The organism is Variovorax sp. CCNWLW235 (assembly GCF_037204085.1).
In the GTDB taxonomy this organism is placed as follows: Bacteria; Pseudomonadota; Gammaproteobacteria; order Burkholderiales; family Burkholderiaceae_C; genus Variovorax.
In genome coordinates this window covers 95470-113433 of the sequence record NZ_JBBCBW010000015.1, presented here as the reverse complement: position 1 = coordinate 113433, position 17964 = coordinate 95470, and the positions used below count along the sequence as shown (strand labels likewise).

The window sequence follows — 17964 nt, the reverse complement described above, 5'->3', positions numbered from 1 at the left end:
CTATGCCGGGGCCGGGCGGAGAATTGCCGCACGGGTTAAATGCAACACGGTTGCATTGCTTCATATAATGCAATTCTGTTGCATATAAAGCCACGCCCATGAACCAACGCCTTCCCGTTACCGTGCTGTCCGGCTTTCTCGGCGCCGGCAAGACCACGCTGCTCAATCACATCCTGCACAACCGCGAGGGGCGGCGCGTGGCGGTCATCGTGAACGACATGAGCGAGGTCAACATCGATGCGGCGCTGGTGCGAAACGGCGGCGCCCAGCTTTCGCGCACCGACGAGAAGCTGGTCGAGATGAGCAACGGCTGCATCTGCTGCACGCTGCGCGAAGACCTGCTCGTCGAGGTGGGCCGGCTCGCGAAGGAAGGGCGCTTCGACCAGCTCGTGATCGAGTCGACCGGCATCTCGGAGCCGCTGCCGGTGGCCGAAACCTTCACCTTTGCCGACGAAGACGGCAAGAGCCTGGCCGACGTGGCGCGCCTGGACACCATGGTGACGGTGGTCGACGCCTTCAACTTCCTGCGCGACTACGGCTCGCTCGACAGCCTCGGCCAGCGCGGCCAGTCGCTCGGCGATGAAGACACGCGCACCGTGGTCGACCTGCTGATCGAGCAGATCGAGTTCTGCGACGTGCTGGTGGTGAACAAGACCGACCTCGTCACCGCGGAAGAGCGCGACCGGCTAATGGCCATTCTGCGCAGCCTCAACCCGCGTGCGCGCATCGAGACTTCGGAGTTCGGCCGCGTTGCGCTCGACCGCGTGCTGGACACGGGCCTGTTCGATTTCGAGCAGGCCGAGCAGGCACCCGGCTGGCTGGCCGAGCTGCGCGGCGAGCATCCGCCCGAGAGCGACACCTACGGCATTCGCAGTTTTGTGTACCGCGCGCGGCTGCCGTTTCATCCCCAGCGCTTCTGGGACCTGGTGCAAAGCGAGTGGGAAGGCGTGGTGCGCTCCAAGGGGTTCTTCTGGCTCGCAAGCCGGGCCACGCGCGCGGGCTCCTGGTCGCAGGCGGGTGGCGCCTGCCGCTACGGCGTGGCCGGCTTGTGGTGGGCCGCCGTGCCGCGTGAGCATTGGCCTGCCGAGGAAGAAGCGTTGCAGGTCATCCGCAAGAACTGGGACCCTGCCACCGGCGACGCGCGGCAGGAGCTGGTGCTGATCGGCATTGGAATGGACGAAGCCGACCTGCGTGCGCGGCTCGATGCCTGCCTGCTGACCGAAAGCGAAATGCGCTACGGTGCTTCGTGGTGGGCCAACCTTCCGGACCCTTTTCCGTCCTGGAACGTGTAGCCGCCCCTGCGGCGATGCTCAGCCCCTGCAATCTCCGCAGGTGCCGTGCAGCGTGAGCGCGGTGTGCCGCGTGTCGATGCCTTGCTTGCGCAGCTCGCGGCCGAGCCGGCTCATTACCTTGGGCAATTCGGGGTCGGAAGGCAGCGCCAGCACCTTGTGGCACTGGTCGCATTCGAAGATGTTGCCCGAAGCGGCTTCCACGTGGCGCGCAAAGCGGTTGATGCGGTCCGCACCCACGCGGCGGTCGCACAGGCCGGCTTCGACCAGGCGGTCGAGCACGCGGTAGATCGTGACGCGGTCGGGCGGGGCTCCGGTGGCGCCGGTGTAGGCGGCAACCACGTCGTCGTGCGTCAGCGGCTGCGGCGCGTGCTCCAGCAGGTCCAGCACGGTTTGCGCGGCGCGTGTCACGCGCAGGCCGCTACTGCGCAGCAGGGCTTCGCTGCCTGATGCTGCGGCGGCGGGGGAGGGCTTGGGGTGTGGGCTCATGGTTTTGCGTGAACCGCCATTGTGTTGCATTCCGTGAGACCGCGCCCCAGCCGGCCCGAATGCGCTAAGGTCTGGTTTTTGGCGTCTCTGAATACCTTCTACCGACCATGTCCCGCTCCCCGATCGAAATCGAAACCGCTCCCCATCCCACTGCCACGGTGATCGTGATGCACGGCCTTGGCGCCGACGGAAACGACTTCGTGCCGATTGCCAACGAACTCGACCTGTCGAGCGTGGGCCCCGTGCGCTTCGTGTTCCCGAATGCGCCGGTGATCCCGGTCACCATCAACGGCGGCTACCAGATGCCGGCGTGGTACGACATTGCGGTGGCCGACCTGGCCGCACGCGAGGACGAGGCGGGCCTGCGCCGCTCGCAGGCCGCCATCGAGGCGCTCATTGCCGACGAGAAAGCCCGCGGTATCAAGGCCGAGCGCATCGTGGTGGCCGGGTTCTCCCAAGGCTGCGCCATGGCGCTGATGACGGGCCTGCGCCATACCGAGCGGCTGGCCGGCATCGTCGGCCTCTCAGGCTATCTGCCCATTGCAGCCACCACCGCGGCGGAGCGCCACGCGGCCAATCACGAAACTCCGGTTTTCCTGGCCCATGGCCGGCAGGACCCGGTGGTGCCGTTCGATAGGGCGCTGCAGTCGCGCGACGCACTCACCGCCCTGGGCTACACCGTGGAGTGGCATGAATACACGATGGCGCATTCGGTCTGCATGGACGAAATTGCCGACCTGAACCGGTTCCTGCTGCGCGTGCTGGCGGCATAGCGCGGCGGCTCGCGCCTGGCTCCAGCCTTCCCATCCGGCCACCCTGAAAGCGCAAGCACCATGAACTTTGCTACCAAAACAATAGCGCCGGCCAGCATAGCGGAAGGTGGGATTCCCTGCACGAGCAGTGCCCGCGCGGGCGTGCTACCTTCCAGCCCCTCAGAAGATTGACGGGTATAACAATATGAGCAGCAGATTGCAGGAGAGGTTGGGTGCGCTCTCAACCGCGAGGTTGAAGGGGATGCGGCGCGGCATCGAAAAGGAAAGCCTGCGCGCCCTGCCGGACGGCAAACTCGCGCTCACCCCGCATCCCGTTGCGCTCGGTTCGGCGCTCACTCATCCGCACATCACCACCGACTTCAGCGAATCGCAGCTCGAGCTCATCACCGGCGTGCACGCCAATGTGCAGTCGGCGCTCGACGAGCTGACCCGCGTGCACCAGTTCACCTACCGCGTGCTCGACTCGCTCGGCGACGAGCGCCTGTGGGTGTCGAGCATGCCCTGCGGCCTGCCGACCGACGAAACCATTCCCATCGGGCGCTATGGCTCCTCGAACGTGGGGCGCGCCAAGAGCGTCTACCGCATGGGCCTGAGCCACCGCTACGGGCGGCGCATGCAGACCATTTCGGGCATTCACTACAACTGGTCGCTGCCCGATGTGTCCAGCGAACAGTATTTCGCGCTCATTCGCAATTTCCGGCGCCACGCCTTCCTGCTGCTGTACCTGTTCGGCGCTTCTCCGGCGCTGTGTTCTAGCTTTGTCGCGGGCCGGCCGCACGAGCTTCAGCCGCTGGGCGACGGCAGCATGTTCATGCCGCACGGCACCTCGCTGCGCATGGGCCGCCTCGGCTACCAGAGCGACGCGCAGGCCTCGCTGGCCGTGAGCTACAACAGCCTCGAAGGCTACGGTGCCTCGCTGCAGGACGCGCTCACGCGCCCCTGGCCGGCCTACGAAGCGATCGGCATCCGCAACCTGGGCGGCGACTACAACCAGCTTGCCACCAGCCTGCTGCAGATCGAGAACGAGTTCTACGGCACCATCCGCCCCAAGCGCGTGATCAACCCCGGCGAACGGCCGCTGCATGCGCTGCGCGAGCGCGGCGTCGAATACGTCGAGGTGCGGCTGATGGACCTCGACCCCTTCGAGCCGGTGGGCATCAATGCGCAGACGATGCGCTTCATCGACGTGTTCCTGCTGCAGTGCCTGCTGAGCGACAGCCCGGCCGACACCCCGCAGGAAATTGCCGAGCTGGCCCACAACCAGCACCTCACCGCCGCGCGTGGCCGCGAGCCCGGCCTGCAGCTGCTGCGGGGCGGGCGCGAGGTGGCGCTGGCCGACTGGGGCATCGAACTGGTGGAGCAGTGCCTGCCCATTGCCGCCGCGCTCGACGCCGCGAACGGCGGCACGCAGCATGCCGACGCGGTGCAAGCGGCGCTTGCCGCCCTGCAAAACCCGGACAGCCTTCCTTCGGCTCGCGTCCTGGCGGCGGTGGAGCAACGCCACGGCAACTCGTTCATCGGCTTTATTCGCGCGCAGTCCGAGCAGACCCGGGCCGCATTGCTGACCCTGCCGTTCCCGCCCGAGCAACAGGCCGAGTTCGAGCGCATGACCGAGGAATCGATCCAGGAGCAAAAGCGCATCGAGGCCGCCGACACCATGCCGTTCGAGATCTACCGCGAGCAATACGTGTCGCCGGCGCGCCTGGGGCTCGGCCGCGGACGGATGGCTGTCGCAGCCTGACCGGCTGACGGGCCGGCTGTCCTACGCGTCTCACCAAGGTGCAGCCCGCCTGACGACAGGCGCGGGCGCCTATGGCCTACAGGCATTGGCCTGCATGACTCACCGCGCGCGCCGACGCGCCGGAGACCATGGGCAGCATGCACCCCGCAAGCAACAGATTCGTATTCCGGCCCGTGGCTCGGCCGGAGATTCCGGCATGAGCTTCAAGGCCTATCTTGTCGAGGACAGCGCCCTCATCCGTGAAAACCTCGTCGGCTTCCTGCACGACGTGGCCGACGCGGACGTGGTCGCCTGCGCCAGCAGCGAGGAGGAGGCCGTGCGCTGGCTGCGGCAGCATCGCGACGAGTGGGACCTGACCATCGTCGACCTTTTTCTGGAGCGCGGCAACGGCCTGGGCGTGGTCAGGGCCTGCCGCGACCGCATGGCCAGCCAGAAAGTCGTGGTGCTGAGCAACTACGCCACCTCCGACATGCGCCAGCGCTCCGCCCAGCTGGGCGCCGATGCCTTCTTCGACAAATCGGCCGAGCTCGACCAGCTGGTGGCCTACTGCGAAACGCTGCGTCACGCGCGTGACTGAGCGCGCACGCGGCCGCTCGCGCCGGCGTGCTTTTCTGGGGTAAAACGCCACGCGGCTGCCCACGGCGGCCACACGCACACCCACCCCAAGCAAAGAAAGCAGAGAGCAAGAGATGACCCAAAGCACCATCGACTTCAAGGGCCGAGTGGCCATCGTGACCGGCGCGGGCGGCGGGCTGGGCCGGCAGCATGCGCTCGCCCTGGCTGCGCGCGGCGCCAAGGTGGTGGTCAACGACCTGGGCGGCGCGGCCGACGGCTCGGGCGGTTCGGTGAGCGCCGCGCAGGCCGTGGTCAACGAAATCAAGGCCGCCGGCGGCGAGGCCATGGCCAACGGCGCCTCGGTGACGGACTTCGACGCGGTGCAGGCCATGGTGCAGCAGGCCGTCGATGCCTGGGGCCGGGTCGACATCCTGGTCAACAACGCCGGCATCCTGCGCGACAAGAGCTTTGCCAAGATGGACCTTGCCGATTTCAAGCTGGTGGTCGACGTGCACCTGATGGGCGCGGTGAACTGCACCAAGGCCGTCTGGGCGCTCATGAACGAGCAGAAATACGGCCGCATCGTGATGACCACCTCGTCTTCCGGGCTCTACGGCAACTTCGGCCAGAGCAACTACGGTGCTGCCAAGCTCGCGCTGGTGGGGCTCATGCAAACGCTGAGCATCGAAGGCGCCAAGAACGACATCCGCGTCAATTGCCTGGCGCCCACCGCGGCCACGCGGATGACCGAGGGCCTGATGCCGAAGGAAGTGCTCGAAGCCCTCAAGCCCGAGGCGGTGGTGCCCGCGATGCTGGTGCTGGCCTCTGCCGACGCACCGAACCGCACCATTCTTTGCGCGGGCGCCGGCACCTTCGAGGCCGCGCACATCACCCTCACGCAGGGCGCCTGGCTGGGCATTGGCGCTGGCACGCCCGAGCAACTGGCTGCGCGGCTGGCCGAGGTGACCTCGCGCGAGGGCGAGATCGTGCCCCAGAGCGGTTCGGCCCAGGGCAGCAACGAAGTGGGCAAGGCCATGGCCAACGCGAACAAGGGCTGACGCAGAACCGGTTCACGGCGCTTGACCTAGAGTGCACTCGAGCATTTCCAATGAATTTACCGGGACTTCCGGTTCATTCATTCCACGAGGAAATGCAGCCATGAACACGACGACGACAGACAACAAGGCGCTGGTGCAGCGCATCCATGCCGCGCTGGACGAAGGCAACGGCCAACTCTTCATCGACAGCCTGGCCGACGACGCCGCCTGGACGCTGGAAGGCACCACGCCTTGGTCGCGCACCTATGCGGGCAAGGCGGCCATTCGCGAAGAGCTCATCAAGCCGCTGTTCGCGCAGTTCGCGGGCCCCTACCGGAGCAAGACCGAGCGCATCATTGCCGAAGACGACCGGGTGGTGGTGCTGTTCAGCGGCGACGTGCCCACCAAGGCCGGCAAGCGCTACAACAACCGCTATTGCTACGTCTATCGACTCGAAGGAGGCAAGGTGAAAGAGCTGACCGAGTACTTCGACACCGCACTCGTGCAGGAGGCGCTGCAGGCGCCCCCCGCCGCCGCCCATGCCGGCTGACAGCGGCAACCCGTTCCACATCGGCGAACTCGCCACGCGCACCGGCCGCACGGTGCACGCTATTCGCTGGTACGAGGCGCAAGGCCTGGTGCCGGGCGTTTCACGCGACGAGGGCGGCCGGCGCCTGTACGGCGAGCTGCACGTGGGCTGGCTCGACCTGATGGACCGGCTGCGCCGCACCGGCATGACCATTGCCGAGATGCGGGAGTACACCGCGCTCGCGCTGAAGGGCAAGACCACGCTCCCCCAGCGGCGCGACCTGCTCGCTGCGCACCGCGCGCGCGTGACCGAAACCATTGCCGAGTGGAAGCGCGCCTTGTCGCTGGTCGACCGCAAGATCGACTTCTACGACGAGTGGATGCAGACCGGCCACCGCCCGCCGTTGATTCCGATCGAGACGCCCGGCCCCAAGCAACCCGTGCGGAAACCCCGCACCCGGCGGTAAGCACGGGTGCTTGCCGAAGCTACTCCGCGATAAAGCCCGCGTCCTTGCGGATGGAGTCGCGGTCGCGGTGGTTGTTCAGCCGGCCCAGCGTGTTGTCGAGCAGGCGCTTGAGCTTTTCGGCCGCGCCCCTGAAGGCTTCGTCCAGGGTGGTGGCGTATTGCGTCACGGCCAGCGGCTGGTGGTGCGCAAGCCGTGCTTCCATCACGCAGCACTTGTTGCCCGCACCGGCCTTGTCGTGATTTTCGTCGCTCAGATGCACTTCGACGCGCGTCACGTCTTCGACAAAACGGTTCAGCTGTTGCTTGATTTCCGTATCGGCCCAGCGCTCCAGCGCGTCCTTGTTGTTGACACCGTTGCTCGTGTTGACCTGAATCTGCATGCCGTGTTCCTGCTGATGGATGAACGAGCCCCTACTGTGCGCCCTAAACAGGCCCGGTGCGCGTAGGCGTGTTCCCCACCTTGGGGCAGGCATGGGATCAACTCTGGATATAGGTCGTGAGCTGCGCGATGGTCACTTCGTGGTCGGCAATGATGTCGTCCATCAGGTCCTGGATGGAGATCATTCCGACCACCTTGTCGCCGTCGACCACCGGCAGGTGGCGGAACTTGCGCTGGCTCATGAGCGCCATGCAGGCGCGGGTGCGGGTTTGCGGGGTCACGGTCATCACGTCGGGCGTCATGATCTCCGAGACCTTCATTTCCTTGGAGTTCTTGCCCTGCAGCGCCACCTTGCGGGTGTAGTCGCGCTCGGAGAGAAAGCCCACCAGCTTTTCGCCGTCCATCACCATGAGCGCGCCCACTTCGAAATGCGCCAGGGTGGCCAGCGCATCGAACACGCTGGCGTCCGGCGAGGTGCGCCATGCCGCGGAGTCGTGGCGCTTGAGCAGTTCGGAGACGGGTTTCATCGCGGTAACTCCATCAAAAGTTTCAATTCGACCGACGCGCCGATGCGCCGCGTTCAGTCAAATGATAGGGGCGGAACAGCCCCCCGCAATGCAAAACATCTAGTGGATTGCACGTGTCTCGCCGAGACGCGCGCCAACGCGAACTAAGGTGTTGGTGCCAACACGCGGCTGAGCGCCACCGGGTCGCCGATCACCGACTTGACCAGGCCCTTCTCGTCGAAGTTGACCTGGTACTCGGACCAGCTGTCGCGCCAGTAGCGCCACGTGGGTGCGTCGAGGCTGGGGTTCTCGGCCGCAACGGGGTAGCCGATGGCCATCAGCACCTGCTCGCGCGTCATGCCGGGCATCACCTTCACGGCAAGAATGGCATTGCGGATCGCGGGCGGAAAAGCCGCCATCTTCTGCTTGGGGTCTTCGGTCACCACGTAACGCTTGGCAAAGTCGATCAGCGTGATGTTGCGGCTGTAGTCGTTCTTGATGCGCTGCGGCTTGCCGGCCAGGTCGGCGCTGAACCAGCGCATGTCGTAGGCCGTGATGCGGGCCGGCGTGCCCACGGCCACGATGCTGGTGCCTTGCTCGTCGTAGTTGATGTCGCTGATGGAGTTGCCGTAGGTGCGCATGTTGCAGCACAGGTAGCCGTCGATCATCGGGCCCTGCGGCGGCGTGGGGCGCTGGGCGTGGGCAACGGTTGCGACTGTCGCGGAACCAACGGTGGCTGCCAGCAGGGCGGCAGCGGCAAGGCGCTTGAACATGGATTTCCCTCGAATGATTATTGGAAAGCGGCTGCGGCTGCAGCGCGCGGATTCTAGGGGTGCGGCACGCCGCAGCACAGGCAAAATGGACGTCTGAAGCTATGGAAAACGTAGCGGTGTGATCTGCCGCACGTTCCCCGTCGACAATGCGCACCCGGCCTTCTTGCCGGCCCCCTTCCAGACAGAGCGAAAGAAAGAGCATCCATCGATGGCGATCCAGTGGTTCCCCGGGCACATGTACACGACCCAGAAGGCCATCACCGAGCGGGTGAAGGACATCGACGTGGTCATCGAGCTGCTCGACGCGCGGCTGCCCGGCTCCAGCGCCAACCCGATGCTGGCCGAGCTCACGGCCGGCCGTCCCTCGCTGAAGGTGCTCAACAAGCAGGATCTGGCCGACCCGGCGCGCACGGCGCTATGGCTCGCGCACTACAACGCGCTGCCGGCCACGCGCGCCATTCCGCTCGACGCGAGCCAGACCACGCCGGCACAGGCCATCGTGCGTGCCTGCCACGAGCTTTCGCCCAACCGCGGCGGCATGGCCAAGCCGATGCGCGTGCTGATCTGCGGCATTCCGAACGTGGGCAAGTCGACCCTCATCAACACGCTGACCGGCAGCCGCAAGGCCAAGACCGGCGACGAGGCCGGCATTACCAAGCTGGAGCAGCGCATCACGCTGGCCGACGACTTCTACCTGTGGGACACGCCCGGCATGCTGTGGCCGCGCATCGTGGTGCCCAAGAGCGGCTACAACCTGGCGGCCAGCGGGGCCGTGGGCCGCAATGCCTTCGACGAGGAAGAAGTGGCGCTGGAGCTGCTCAGCTACCTCAAGGCGAACTATGCGGAGGGAATCACCGCGCGCTTCAAGCTGGCGGAGCACGACGCCGCCGCCATTGCCGCCATGAAGGACGAAGAGCTGCTCGACGCCATCGGCCGCAAGCGCGGCGCGCTGCTGGGCAAGGGCCGCGTCAACCTGCAAAAGGCTGCGGAGATCGTCATGCACGAGTTTCGTGCCGGCAACCTGGGGCGCATCACGCTCGAGACGCCTGAAGAGTTCTTGCAGTGGCTGGCAGAGGGCCAGCGCATCGATGCGGAACGTGCGGCCAAGAAAGCCGCACGCGGCAAGAAGCGCAAGCCGGGCGCCGAGCCTTCGGAAGGCCAGGCGCCCGAGGCGGGCTGAACAGGGCCGCGCCCGCTCAGCGCATCTGCAGGCGCGCGTCCTTCGGGTAGCTGATCGTGTAGTCGGCCGCCACGCGCGCGGTCTTTCCGGCATCGAGGTCGAAGCTCCACATTGCGAGGCCCGGCTGCTTGTTCCAGGCCATCTCGCCCGGTTGCGGCGCGAACTGCGCGGCCACGCGCACCTGCTCGTCGACGGAAACCGGCGCGGCCTCGAGCACCTGCACCGCAATGGGCGTGCGGTGGCGGTTCTCGACCACGTAGGCGCGTTGTACCTTGCGCTCGGCGCGCGAACCGACAAAGCCGCCGGTGCCCTGGCTGTCTTGCTCGGGCTCGGCCTGCACGCGCACGAGTTCGTCGCGGCCGAAGGAGAGCGTGAGCTTTGCATCGCTGGGCGTATTCCATCGGCCGCTGCCGACGAAGTTGCCATCGCGGTACAGCTGCAGCGCCCCGGCTGGCCATACACCCGAGGGCTGCGCGAGTTCGGCGACCAGGAAGGCGCTGGCGTCCACGCGCGGACTGGTGCGCGCCGCGAGCTTCGCCGTGTCTTCATGCTGGCCCAGCGCCAATGTCACGCGCTGGCCGTTGGACGGCACGTCGATGCTCTGCGGCACCGCGAATTCGGTGGAAAAGCTGTTGTCGAATACGGCCACGTCGAAAAGCGGCTCCGCGGCTTCAGCCATGGCGCGCTTCCGGTCGAGCGATGCAGCGGGTGCCGGCGCAGCCATCATCGCGACAGCCGGGCTTGCGGGTGCGCGCTGCGGCTGCTCGATGCCGATGCGCCACGCTCCAGGCGTGCGGCCCGTGGTTTCGCGGCGCGGCTGGCCGGTGGAAAGCACCAGCTTCACGCCGCGCCAGTCTTCGCCCGTGGCCTGCGCCACCAGCGCCTGACGCTCGATGCGCACCTTGCGTGTGGTGGTGTCGAGCAGTGCGCGGTAAGTGGGCGTCCAGCCCGGGCCATTGACCTGGTAGCTGAGCTTCACGTCGGTGTCGGCGCTGGCGGCCAGCGTGACGGTCACGGCCACGACCTGCGTTCCGTTGCCCTGTGTGCGCGTGCGCTCTGCCAGGAGCGGGTTGAGCTGGCGGTCGATGTCGGTCTGCTTGCGCTGGATCTGGTGCTGCTTCAGCAGCGACTCCTGCCCGGTGCGGCGCATCGCATCGGTCATCGCGGCAAGGTTGCGTGCATCCACCGGCGCGCGGGCGCCCTGGGCCGGTTCACCGCTGCCCGAAAGGCCCTTGAGATAGCCGGTGACCAGGCCGAGCGCATCGCTCTCGGCCTGCAGCGCAGCCTTCTGGTCCTCCAGGTCGCGAATGCGGCCGTCGAGCGCGCTGGTCGCGCAACGTGCCGAGAGTTCGCGCGGCTCATTGAGCACCGAGGTTTCGCCCAGGCGCACCGAAGCGCCAGCCGACACCTGCAGGCTCTGCACGTCAAGCCCGGCGGGCAGGCAAGCAAAGGTGACCGATCGGCTGCCGGCCGCGACCCGCGCCACGCGCTCCACCGTCGCGCTGCCGGGGTACACCTTGACTTGCGTGATGCGCGACGCATCCGTGCCGGCCGCGGTTGCCACGGCCTGCGCATACGCGCCGGTGCCGAGCACCAGGCAGGCTGCGGCAATGACGGTGGCGCGCAGGTCGGCACGGAAGAAGAAGGAGGAAGAAGAGATTGCTTTCATCGGAGCCTCGGTAGTGGATCGTTCCTCCACTCATACGGCGGGGCTCGGCGACCGGGGTTAAGCCCGGTGAAAAAAAGTGCGATGTCGCCAAGGCAACTGTCCCGCCCATGCGGGTCGCCCGCGTGACGGCGCCCGGCGGAGCCGCTTCGTAGAGTGGCTCTCCGTATCTTTCATCGTCTTCGACGCTCCATCCTTTCTTTTTGAAAGACCGCCATGCTCGACACCATCCAGGCCATCAACAAGACCGCTGCCTTCAATCGCTGGGCAGGCTTCGAAGTGACCCGCGCCGCCGGGGGCGAAGCCGAACTGCGCATGGAGTGGCGCGAGGAGGACATGGGCCAGTACTCCGGGTTTCTGCATGCGGGGCTCATCGGCGCAATGCTCGACACGGCCTGCGGCTTTGCGGCGTCCACCGTGGCGGGCCGGGTGCTGGCCTCGCACTTTTCGGTGAACTGCCTCTCGCCCGCGCTGGGCCGCGCCTTCATTGCGCGGGGCAGGGTGGTGAAGGCAGGCCGCAAGCAGGTGTTCACCACCGCCGAACTCTATGGCCAGGGCGAGGGCGACAGCCTCAAGCTCGTGGCGACCGGGAGCGCCATCCTGGTTCCGGTGGAAGGGGCTCTGCCGGTGAAGTGATTTCCGTCTTGCCACCGATGCGCCGGGGCTTGAGCCCGAACAGCGGCCGCAGCCAGGTGAAGCGGCGAATCATCCCGTCGGTGAGCAGCCAGCAGCCGGCGATGGTGAGCACAACCAGCAACATCGGTTCCAGCACCGGCCCCAGCGCGAGCGGTGCCAGCAGCGCAATGCCCGCGATGATCAGCGTCTGGTGCAGCACGTACCACGGGTACACCGACTCGTTGGCCCAGCGCAGCCACCTCCAGGGCCTGTTCAGGTAGCGGTGGCCGTGGCCCAGGATGGTGGCGACCGCCAGCCACAGGTAGAGCATGCGCAGCGTGTCCATCAGCACGCCCGAAGGCGGGCCCTTCGCGCCGAGCCGCAGCACGATGAACGCCGCAATCGCCGCCGCGGCCAGCGCAAGCGACATGCGGCGCAAGCGCGCCAGCTCGCGCCACACGCCGGTGTCCGCGCCCATCCAGTAGCCGTACAAAAAGACGGTGAAGAAGATGCTGTGCAGGTAGAAGTCACGAACCAGGTTGTGCGTCGGCGGAAAGTGCCGGGCCAGCAGCATCGTCCAGACTAGTAGCGGAAGCGCCGGCAGCCACAGCAGCCTCCAGCCGCGCAGCGCGTTGAAGCTGCGCCGCATCCACTGGCCCGCGCGCGAGCGCCACACCGGCAGCGTCAGCGCGATGAGCGCCGTGTACGTGAACAGGTAGGGCAGGTACCAAAGATGGTTCCAGGTAATGCCGAACTCCGCGCCGGCGAACGCCTGCTTCGGCCATGGGTCGTTCATGGGCAGGTAGCGCAGCAAGAAGGCGCCAAAGCCCGGCGCCACCAGTCCGTTGGCCACGCCTTCGGCATAGGCCTGGTAGGGCACGATCACCGCCATCCCGAAGACCAGCGGCAGCAGTAACCGGGCGCCGCGGCTGCGCAGCAACTGCCAGGTGCCTTGATTGCGGCTCAAAAAACCCAGCGACACGCCCGAGATCAGGAACACCAGGTCCATGCGCCAGAGGTTGAGCACGCGCATCGGCCACTGCAGCCATTCGGCCGCATGCGGGCTCTTCAGGTGCCAGGGCCAGTCGGCCACGTAGTACATCGCCACGTGGTACAGGATGACGAGCAGAAAGGCCAGTGCGCGCAGCGCATCGATGTCGTGCCGGCGGTCGGGCGGGGCGGGGGATGCAGGAGATGCAGGAGATGCAGGCATCGGGGCTCCTCATTGAAAGCGCTTGCGAGAAGCCGCGATGGTCGTGCCCGGCCGCCGCCCGCGGCGCGCCCAAGGGACGGATCGCCCCCTGTTTGTGACGAGCGGTGCCCATCAGGGACGAAATTCGCCCGCCGGGCGCGCGGATCGTCGCGAGAATCCCGGGCATGGGAGATTCCCGAAAGAACCTGTACGAGCGCTACGAGCCCATCCGCCGCTGGGTGGAAGTGGGCTTCTGGGTCGTCTTCATGGCGCTGCAGGCGGTGTTCAACACCACCGTGGCGCTGATCGATGCGCGCGACCGAGCGGTGCCGCGCGCCGCCTGGGAAATCGTGACCTGGGAGGTGTCCAGCCACCTGGTGTTGCTGGCGATGGTGCCGGCGGTGGTCGCCGTCCAGCGCGGGCTGTCGCCGCTCGCGCGCACGCATCTGCTGCGTTACCTGGCCTGGCACCTGGCCGCCAGCGTTGTCTTCAGCCTGGTGCACGTGGCCGCGATGTTCGCGCTGCGAGCCATGGTCTATTCGGCCATGGGCGAGCGCTACGACTTCGCGAGCTGGACCGGGCGCTGGGGCTACGAATACCTGAAGGACGTGCGCGCCTATCTGTCGATGGTGTTCGGCATCTGGGTCTACGGCGTCTTCATGCTGCGGCTGCAGGGCGAGGCGCGCGTGCTCGACCCGCCCGAGGCGGCGCCCGCCGAGCCTGACGTGCATCAACCGGCGCCGCCTGCGCAGCCCTCGCGGCCCGAGCGCTTTCTGGTGCGCAAGCTGCGGCGCGAATTCCTGATTGCCGCCGGCGACATCGATTGGCTCCAGGCCGAAGGCAACTATGTCGGCCTGCACGTCAACGGCCACGACTACCTGCTGCGCGCCACGCTCACCGACTTTTTGACCCAGCTCGACCCCGCCCGGTTCGTGCGCGTGCACCGCAGCCACGCGGTCAACCTGGGGCGCATCAAGGAGATAGAGCCGCTCGACGGCGGCGACGCCCGGCTGCACATGCACGATGGTTCCACCGTGCCGTGCAGCCGGCGCTATCGCGATGCGCTGCGCGCGGGCCTGAGCTGACGAAGCTGACGAGGGGGCGCCTCTTCGCGCGTCCTGTTCCGGTGCGGCGCCTGCACTGAGAACGCTCATTTCCCGGCGATGCGCACCATGAAAGAGCCTTTAGGCACCATTTTTGCTTCCTTGCGGCGCTGCCCCGAGCGATTCGGGTGCGATGCACCAATTCAAACCAAAAACTGCAAGAAGCTCCCATGGACGCACTCAAACAGGGCGCAGATGCGCTGTTCATCCTTCTCGGCGCCATCATGGTCTTTGCCATGCATGCCGGCTTTGCCTTTCTGGAACTGGGCACCGTGCGCAAGAAGAACCAGGTCAATGCGCTGGTCAAGATCCTGGTCGACTTCTCGGTCTCGACCGTCGTGTACTTCCTGGTCGGCTATGGCGTGGCCTATGGCACTCACTTCTTCGTGGGCGCGACCGAGTTGGCGGCCAAGAGCGGCTACGAGCTGGTGAAGTTCTTCTTTATGCTGACCTTTGCCGCGGCCATTCCGGCCATTATTTCGGGCGGCATCGCCGAGCGCGCCAAGTTCTGGCCGCAACTCATCGCTACGGCGGTCATCGTCGGCTTGGTCTATCCGCTGTACGAGGGCATTGCGTGGAACAAGGCCTTCGGCATCCAGGAGTGGATTGCCTCGGCCACCGGCCACGAGTTTCATGACTTCGCGGGATCGGTGGTGGTGCACGCGGTCGGCGGCTGGCTCGCGTTGCCGGCCGTGCTGCTGCTGGGAGCGCGCCGCAACCGCTACCGCGGCGACGGCTCGCTGAGCGCGCATCCGCCCTCGAACATTCCTTTTCTGGCGCTCGGCGCGTGGATCCTGTGCGCGGGCTGGTTCGGCTTCAACGTGATGAGCGCGCAGACCATCGACAAGATCTCCGGCCTGGTCGCCGTCAATTCGCTCATGGCCATGGTGGGCGGCACGCTGGTGGCGCTGGCCATGGGCAAGAACGACCCCGGCTTTGTGTACAACGGCCCGCTCGCCGGGCTGGTGGCCGTGTGCGCCGGCTCCGACCTGATGCATCCGCTGGGTGCGCTGGTGGTGGGTGGCGTGGCCGGCGGCATCTTCGTCTTCATGTTCACCCTCACGCAGAACAAATGGAAGATCGACGACGTGCTCGGCGTATGGCCGCTGCACGGCCTGTGCGGCACCTGGGGCGGCATCGCGGCCGGCATCTTCGGCACGCAGGCGCTGGGCGGCATCGGCGGGGTGAACGTGTGGGCGCAGCTCATCGGCACCCTTATGGGCGTGGCGTGGGCTGCACTAGCGGGAGCGGCGGTGTACGGCGTGCTCAAGGCCGCCATGGGCCTGCGCCTCACGCAGGAAGAGGAATACGACGGGGCGGACCTGTCGATTCACCACATTTCGGCTACGCCGGAGCGTGAGGTGAATTGGTAAGCGGAGGGGGCGCAGCAACGATGCGGCGCGAGTGAGCTCAGGCGGCGGCCCCGCCTTGCAGGCCGGAGTCGTCCGCAACACCGTGCGTCCATCCGGGTACGGTCACGTAGTAGCGCAGGGCCTTTCCTTGGCCCACCGTATGAAGCATGCCGTTGCGCACCAGGTCCGAAAGATCGCGCGTAGCCGTTGCCTTCGAGACACGCACCATCTTCAGATATTTCTCGACATTGAGTCCGCCGAGAAAGCCGCCGTCGCCGGCTTCGAGCAACCGGCACAACAGCAGCCGCTGCCGCTCGTTGAGTGCATACCGCGCATGCCTGGACCAGAAGCGCGAGCGTTCCAGCGAAGACTGGATCACTTGGCTCGAAGCGATGCATGCCTGCCCAAAGGCCTGCGCAAACCATTGCACGAAGGCGGTCACGTCCATGCCGCCGGACTGGCCTTTGGACAGCGCGTCGTAGTAGCCCTTGCGGTCGACAAGCAGTTGCCTCGAGAGACTGAAAAGGCGCGTCGACGCACCCGTGTCTTGTGCCAGCGCCATGTCGGCCACTGCGCGGCCGACGCGGCCGTTGCCGTCTTCGAACGGGTGGATGGTTTCGAACCACAGATGAGCAATGGCAGCGCGCGCGATGCCGTCCATTCCGGCGCGCTGTGTCTGCGCGAACCACGCGAGAAAGGCGTCCATCTCCCGAGCGACGGAGGAGGAGGGTGGCGCCGTGTAGTGCACGACCTCTCTGCCCGGCAGGCCGCTCACGATCTGCATGGGATCCGCGTGGTCCCGATAGCGGCCGACGGCAATGCGCCGAATGCCCGTGGTGCCCCCGGGAAAGAGCGCCGATTGCCAGCGGCACAGCCGGTCTGCATCGAGCGGCTGGTCGAAATTAGTCGTTGCGTCGTAAATGACCTCGACCAAACCATCGACATGCCGGTCGGTCGGGCCCGTGTCGTCGCCGGTGCCCAGGCGCCGCATCACCGAGGAGCGCACTGCTGCAAGCTCGAGCCGCTCGCCTTCGATGGCTGCGGTGGCCACGGCCTCCTGCATCCATAACTCCTGCTCGGCTTCGACCAGGCCTTCCAGCCCGATGGCACGCGCCATGCCGCTCACTTCACCCTTGAGCTCGCGCGCGCGCAGAAGCGCGGGGCTCGCGGCGGCAGCGTCGTAACGCAGTTGCGGCCAATCGGGCTGCTGCCAGGTGTAGAGGGGGGCGGACGCGGCCATGTGCCGAATTTTAGATGATTCGGCTCAAAAAATGATTCGCAAATATGAATTTGCGGCGCACGATGACTGCTTGAGGCGCAGAACACACAGAACTGTCACCTGTAGCAAACTCGGCGGACCGTCCGCTCAATACAGCCACAGCCAATGACCCAAACGCCCCCCGCCTTCGAAGTCCTCCCCCGCGACATCTCCGCCTACCGCAAGGGCAACATCGGCATCGACTACGTGCACCGCTTCGAATCCGGAAAGCCCGGGCCGCACGTGCTGATCAACGCGCTCACGCACGGCAACGAAATCTGCGGCATGACCGCCGCCACGCACCTGCTCGACACCAACGTGCGCCCCAAGATCGGCACGCTCACCGTGAGCTTTGCCAACGTGGAGGCGTACGAGTCGTTCAACGAGGCGCTGCCTTCCGACAGCCGCCAGCTGGTGCATAACCTCAACCGCATCTGGTCGCCCGAATGGCTCGACGGGCCTGAAGACAGTCCCGAGCTGCGCCGCGCCCGCGTGCTGCGCCCGGTGGTGAGCGCGGCCGACCACATCCTGGACATTCACTCCACCAGCCAGCCTGTGGTTCCGTTCTGGGTGTACCCGGCTTATGAGCGCAACGCCCAAGCGGCGATGGCTCTCGGCCGCCCCCCGGTGCACCTTGTCATGCCCGATGGCCTGGGCTCCGGCACGCCGCTGATCCAGCATGGCCGCCACGGCCAGCCCGATGGCAAGGGCGTGGCGCTGGTCGCCGAATGCGGCCAGCACTTCCTGCGCTCCGCGTCAGAGCTGGCTACCGCCATCTCGCTCGACTTTCTGGCGCACTTCGGCCTCATCGACAAAGACCCGGCTGCGCCCGCGCCCGGCCCGCAGCGCCGCTTCGAGCTGCTGCAGACGCACATCATCAAGTCGGAAGAGTTTGCGTTTGTGCGCCCGCTGATCGGCTTCGAGACCTTTGCCAAGGGCGAGCTGATTGCGACCAATGGCCCGGACGAAATTCGCGCGCCATGCGATGAGTGCACGATCTTCATGCCCGCGCAGCACGTGATCGTGGGGCGCGAGGCGGTGTATCTGACGAAGCCGATTTGA

Annotated in this window: 19 protein-coding genes; 12 read left to right on the top strand and 7 right to left on the bottom strand. The window is 66.5% G+C overall.

Going from position 1 to position 17964, the window contains the following annotated elements; all coding sequences use genetic code 11:
• Positions 1-98 precede the first annotated feature (98 nt).
• The gene (zigA, locus tag V9L21_RS17470) at positions 99-1292 is read left to right on the top strand and encodes a zinc metallochaperone GTPase ZigA (RefSeq protein WP_337313970.1); all 1194 of its coding nucleotides are present in this window, start codon (positions 99-101) and stop codon (positions 1290-1292) included.
• 18 nt (positions 1293-1310) lie between these two features.
• Here the strand turns inward: zigA and V9L21_RS17465 are convergent, their stop codons facing one another.
• Positions 1311-1778: a Fur family transcriptional regulator gene (locus tag V9L21_RS17465; protein WP_337313968.1), complete on the bottom strand. Its 468-nt coding sequence runs from the start codon at positions 1776-1778 to the stop codon at positions 1311-1313.
• A gap of 107 nt (positions 1779-1885) precedes the next feature.
• On the opposite strand from V9L21_RS17465, the gene V9L21_RS17460 reads away from it, so the two are divergent.
• The 6 genes from V9L21_RS17460 to V9L21_RS17435 all read left to right on the top strand — a co-directional run bounded on the left by V9L21_RS17460 (position 1886) and on the right by V9L21_RS17435 (position 6879).
• Positions 1886-2551 (top strand): alpha/beta hydrolase, encoded by a 666-nt coding sequence (locus V9L21_RS17460; protein ID WP_337313965.1) that lies wholly within the window; start codon positions 1886-1888, stop codon positions 2549-2551.
• A 184-nt stretch (positions 2552-2735) separates the two neighbouring features.
• The gene (gshA, locus tag V9L21_RS17455) at positions 2736-4292 is read left to right on the top strand and encodes a glutamate--cysteine ligase (protein WP_337313963.1); all 1557 of its coding nucleotides are present in this window, start codon (positions 2736-2738) and stop codon (positions 4290-4292) included.
• A 196-nt stretch (positions 4293-4488) separates the two neighbouring features.
• Complete coding sequence (locus V9L21_RS17450) at positions 4489-4869, top strand: response regulator transcription factor (RefSeq protein WP_337313961.1); 381 nt, start codon at positions 4489-4491, stop codon at positions 4867-4869.
• Positions 4870-4981: 112 nt separating this feature from the next.
• On the top strand, positions 4982-5905 hold the full coding sequence (locus tag V9L21_RS17445; RefSeq protein WP_337313959.1) for an SDR family NAD(P)-dependent oxidoreductase: 924 nt from the start codon (positions 4982-4984) through the stop codon (positions 5903-5905).
• Between the two features lie 100 nt (positions 5906-6005).
• A complete protein-coding gene (locus tag V9L21_RS17440; protein ID WP_337313957.1) occupies positions 6006-6434 on the top strand; it encodes a nuclear transport factor 2 family protein in 429 nt (142 codons plus the stop codon).
• Complete coding sequence (locus tag V9L21_RS17435; protein WP_337313955.1) at positions 6424-6879, top strand: MerR family transcriptional regulator; 456 nt, start codon at positions 6424-6426, stop codon at positions 6877-6879. Before V9L21_RS17440 ends, V9L21_RS17435 begins: the two co-directional genes overlap by 11 nt.
• A gap of 19 nt (positions 6880-6898) precedes the next feature.
• Here V9L21_RS17435 and V9L21_RS17430 read toward each other — a convergent pair whose 3' ends face one another.
• The 3 genes from V9L21_RS17430 to bamE all read right to left on the bottom strand — a co-directional run bounded on the left by V9L21_RS17430 (position 6899) and on the right by bamE (position 8536).
• A complete protein-coding gene (locus tag V9L21_RS17430) occupies positions 6899-7258 on the bottom strand; it encodes an HPF/RaiA family ribosome-associated protein (RefSeq protein WP_258501474.1) in 360 nt (119 codons plus the stop codon).
• Between the two features lie 97 nt (positions 7259-7355).
• Positions 7356-7784: a CBS domain-containing protein gene (locus V9L21_RS17425; RefSeq protein ID WP_126746152.1), complete on the bottom strand. Its 429-nt coding sequence runs from the start codon at positions 7782-7784 to the stop codon at positions 7356-7358.
• A 143-nt stretch (positions 7785-7927) separates the two neighbouring features.
• Positions 7928-8536 (bottom strand): outer membrane protein assembly factor BamE domain-containing protein, encoded by a 609-nt coding sequence (gene bamE / locus V9L21_RS17420; protein ID WP_337313952.1) that lies wholly within the window; start codon positions 8534-8536, stop codon positions 7928-7930.
• 208 nt (positions 8537-8744) lie between these two features.
• Here bamE and ylqF point away from each other — a divergent pair, with 208 nt between their 5' ends.
• Positions 8745-9716 carry a ribosome biogenesis GTPase YlqF gene (ylqF, locus tag V9L21_RS17415; RefSeq protein WP_337313950.1) on the top strand — a complete coding sequence of 324 codons (972 nt, stop codon included), beginning with the start codon at positions 8745-8747 and terminating at the stop codon, positions 9714-9716.
• 16 nt (positions 9717-9732) lie between these two features.
• On the opposite strand, the gene V9L21_RS17410 is transcribed toward ylqF, so the two are convergent.
• Positions 9733-11385: a DUF4139 domain-containing protein gene (locus V9L21_RS17410; protein ID WP_337313948.1), complete on the bottom strand. Its 1653-nt coding sequence runs from the start codon at positions 11383-11385 to the stop codon at positions 9733-9735.
• Between the two features lie 213 nt (positions 11386-11598).
• Between V9L21_RS17410 and V9L21_RS17405 the strand changes: the two genes are divergently transcribed.
• On the top strand, positions 11599-12018 hold the full coding sequence (locus tag V9L21_RS17405; RefSeq protein ID WP_337313946.1) for a PaaI family thioesterase: 420 nt from the start codon (positions 11599-11601) through the stop codon (positions 12016-12018).
• Here V9L21_RS17405 and V9L21_RS17400 read toward each other — a convergent pair.
• The gene (locus V9L21_RS17400; protein WP_337313944.1) at positions 11954-13210 is read right to left on the bottom strand and encodes an acyltransferase family protein; all 1257 of its coding nucleotides are present in this window, start codon (positions 13208-13210) and stop codon (positions 11954-11956) included. The genes V9L21_RS17405 and V9L21_RS17400 overlap by 65 nt on opposite strands.
• Before the next feature lie 164 nt (positions 13211-13374).
• Between V9L21_RS17400 and V9L21_RS17395 the strand changes: the two genes are divergently transcribed.
• Both V9L21_RS17395 and V9L21_RS17390 read left to right on the top strand, forming a co-directional pair.
• On the top strand, positions 13375-14274 hold the full coding sequence (locus V9L21_RS17395) for a LytTR family DNA-binding domain-containing protein (protein ID WP_337313943.1): 900 nt from the start codon (positions 13375-13377) through the stop codon (positions 14272-14274).
• Between the two features lie 188 nt (positions 14275-14462).
• Positions 14463-15665: an ammonium transporter gene (locus V9L21_RS17390; RefSeq protein ID WP_337313942.1), complete on the top strand. Its 1203-nt coding sequence runs from the start codon at positions 14463-14465 to the stop codon at positions 15663-15665.
• A gap of 37 nt (positions 15666-15702) precedes the next feature.
• On the opposite strand, the gene V9L21_RS17385 is transcribed toward V9L21_RS17390, so the two are convergent.
• On the bottom strand, positions 15703-16884 hold the full coding sequence (locus tag V9L21_RS17385; protein WP_337313940.1) for a Fic family protein: 1182 nt from the start codon (positions 16882-16884) through the stop codon (positions 15703-15705).
• A 144-nt stretch (positions 16885-17028) separates the two neighbouring features.
• Here V9L21_RS17385 and V9L21_RS17380 point away from each other — a divergent pair, with 144 nt between their 5' ends.
• Positions 17029-17964: a succinylglutamate desuccinylase/aspartoacylase domain-containing protein gene (locus V9L21_RS17380; RefSeq protein WP_337313938.1), complete on the top strand. Its 936-nt coding sequence runs from the start codon at positions 17029-17031 to the stop codon at positions 17962-17964.

What these genes read in the sequence shown, in the direction of transcription:
- zigA (WP_337313970.1), top strand. Translation starts at nt 99, where the DNA reads ATGAACCAACGCCTTCCCGTTACCGTGCTGTCCGGCTTTCTCGGCGCC.
- V9L21_RS17465 (WP_337313968.1), bottom strand. Translation starts at nt 1,778, where the DNA reads ATGAGCCCACACCCCAAGCCCTCCCCCGCCGCCGCAGCATCAGGCAGC.
- V9L21_RS17460 (WP_337313965.1), top strand. Translation starts at nt 1,886, where the DNA reads ATGTCCCGCTCCCCGATCGAAATCGAAACCGCTCCCCATCCCACTGCC.
- gshA (WP_337313963.1), top strand. Translation starts at nt 2,736, where the DNA reads ATGAGCAGCAGATTGCAGGAGAGGTTGGGTGCGCTCTCAACCGCGAGG.
- V9L21_RS17450 (WP_337313961.1), top strand. Translation starts at nt 4,489, where the DNA reads ATGAGCTTCAAGGCCTATCTTGTCGAGGACAGCGCCCTCATCCGTGAA.
- V9L21_RS17445 (WP_337313959.1), top strand. Translation starts at nt 4,982, where the DNA reads ATGACCCAAAGCACCATCGACTTCAAGGGCCGAGTGGCCATCGTGACC.
- V9L21_RS17440 (WP_337313957.1), top strand. Translation starts at nt 6,006, where the DNA reads ATGAACACGACGACGACAGACAACAAGGCGCTGGTGCAGCGCATCCAT.
- V9L21_RS17435 (WP_337313955.1), top strand. Translation starts at nt 6,424, where the DNA reads ATGCCGGCTGACAGCGGCAACCCGTTCCACATCGGCGAACTCGCCACG.
- V9L21_RS17430 (WP_258501474.1), bottom strand. Translation starts at nt 7,258, where the DNA reads ATGCAGATTCAGGTCAACACGAGCAACGGTGTCAACAACAAGGACGCG.
- V9L21_RS17425 (WP_126746152.1), bottom strand. Translation starts at nt 7,784, where the DNA reads ATGAAACCCGTCTCCGAACTGCTCAAGCGCCACGACTCCGCGGCATGG.
- bamE (WP_337313952.1), bottom strand. Translation starts at nt 8,536, where the DNA reads ATGTTCAAGCGCCTTGCCGCTGCCGCCCTGCTGGCAGCCACCGTTGGT.
- ylqF (WP_337313950.1), top strand. Translation starts at nt 8,745, where the DNA reads ATGGCGATCCAGTGGTTCCCCGGGCACATGTACACGACCCAGAAGGCC.
- V9L21_RS17410 (WP_337313948.1), bottom strand. Translation starts at nt 11,385, where the DNA reads ATGAAAGCAATCTCTTCTTCCTCCTTCTTCTTCCGTGCCGACCTGCGC.
- V9L21_RS17405 (WP_337313946.1), top strand. Translation starts at nt 11,599, where the DNA reads ATGCTCGACACCATCCAGGCCATCAACAAGACCGCTGCCTTCAATCGC.
- V9L21_RS17400 (WP_337313944.1), bottom strand. Translation starts at nt 13,210, where the DNA reads ATGCCTGCATCTCCTGCATCTCCTGCATCCCCCGCCCCGCCCGACCGC.
- V9L21_RS17395 (WP_337313943.1), top strand. Translation starts at nt 13,375, where the DNA reads ATGGGAGATTCCCGAAAGAACCTGTACGAGCGCTACGAGCCCATCCGC.
- V9L21_RS17390 (WP_337313942.1), top strand. Translation starts at nt 14,463, where the DNA reads ATGGACGCACTCAAACAGGGCGCAGATGCGCTGTTCATCCTTCTCGGC.
- V9L21_RS17385 (WP_337313940.1), bottom strand. Translation starts at nt 16,884, where the DNA reads ATGGCCGCGTCCGCCCCCCTCTACACCTGGCAGCAGCCCGATTGGCCG.
- V9L21_RS17380 (WP_337313938.1), top strand. Translation starts at nt 17,029, where the DNA reads ATGACCCAAACGCCCCCCGCCTTCGAAGTCCTCCCCCGCGACATCTCC.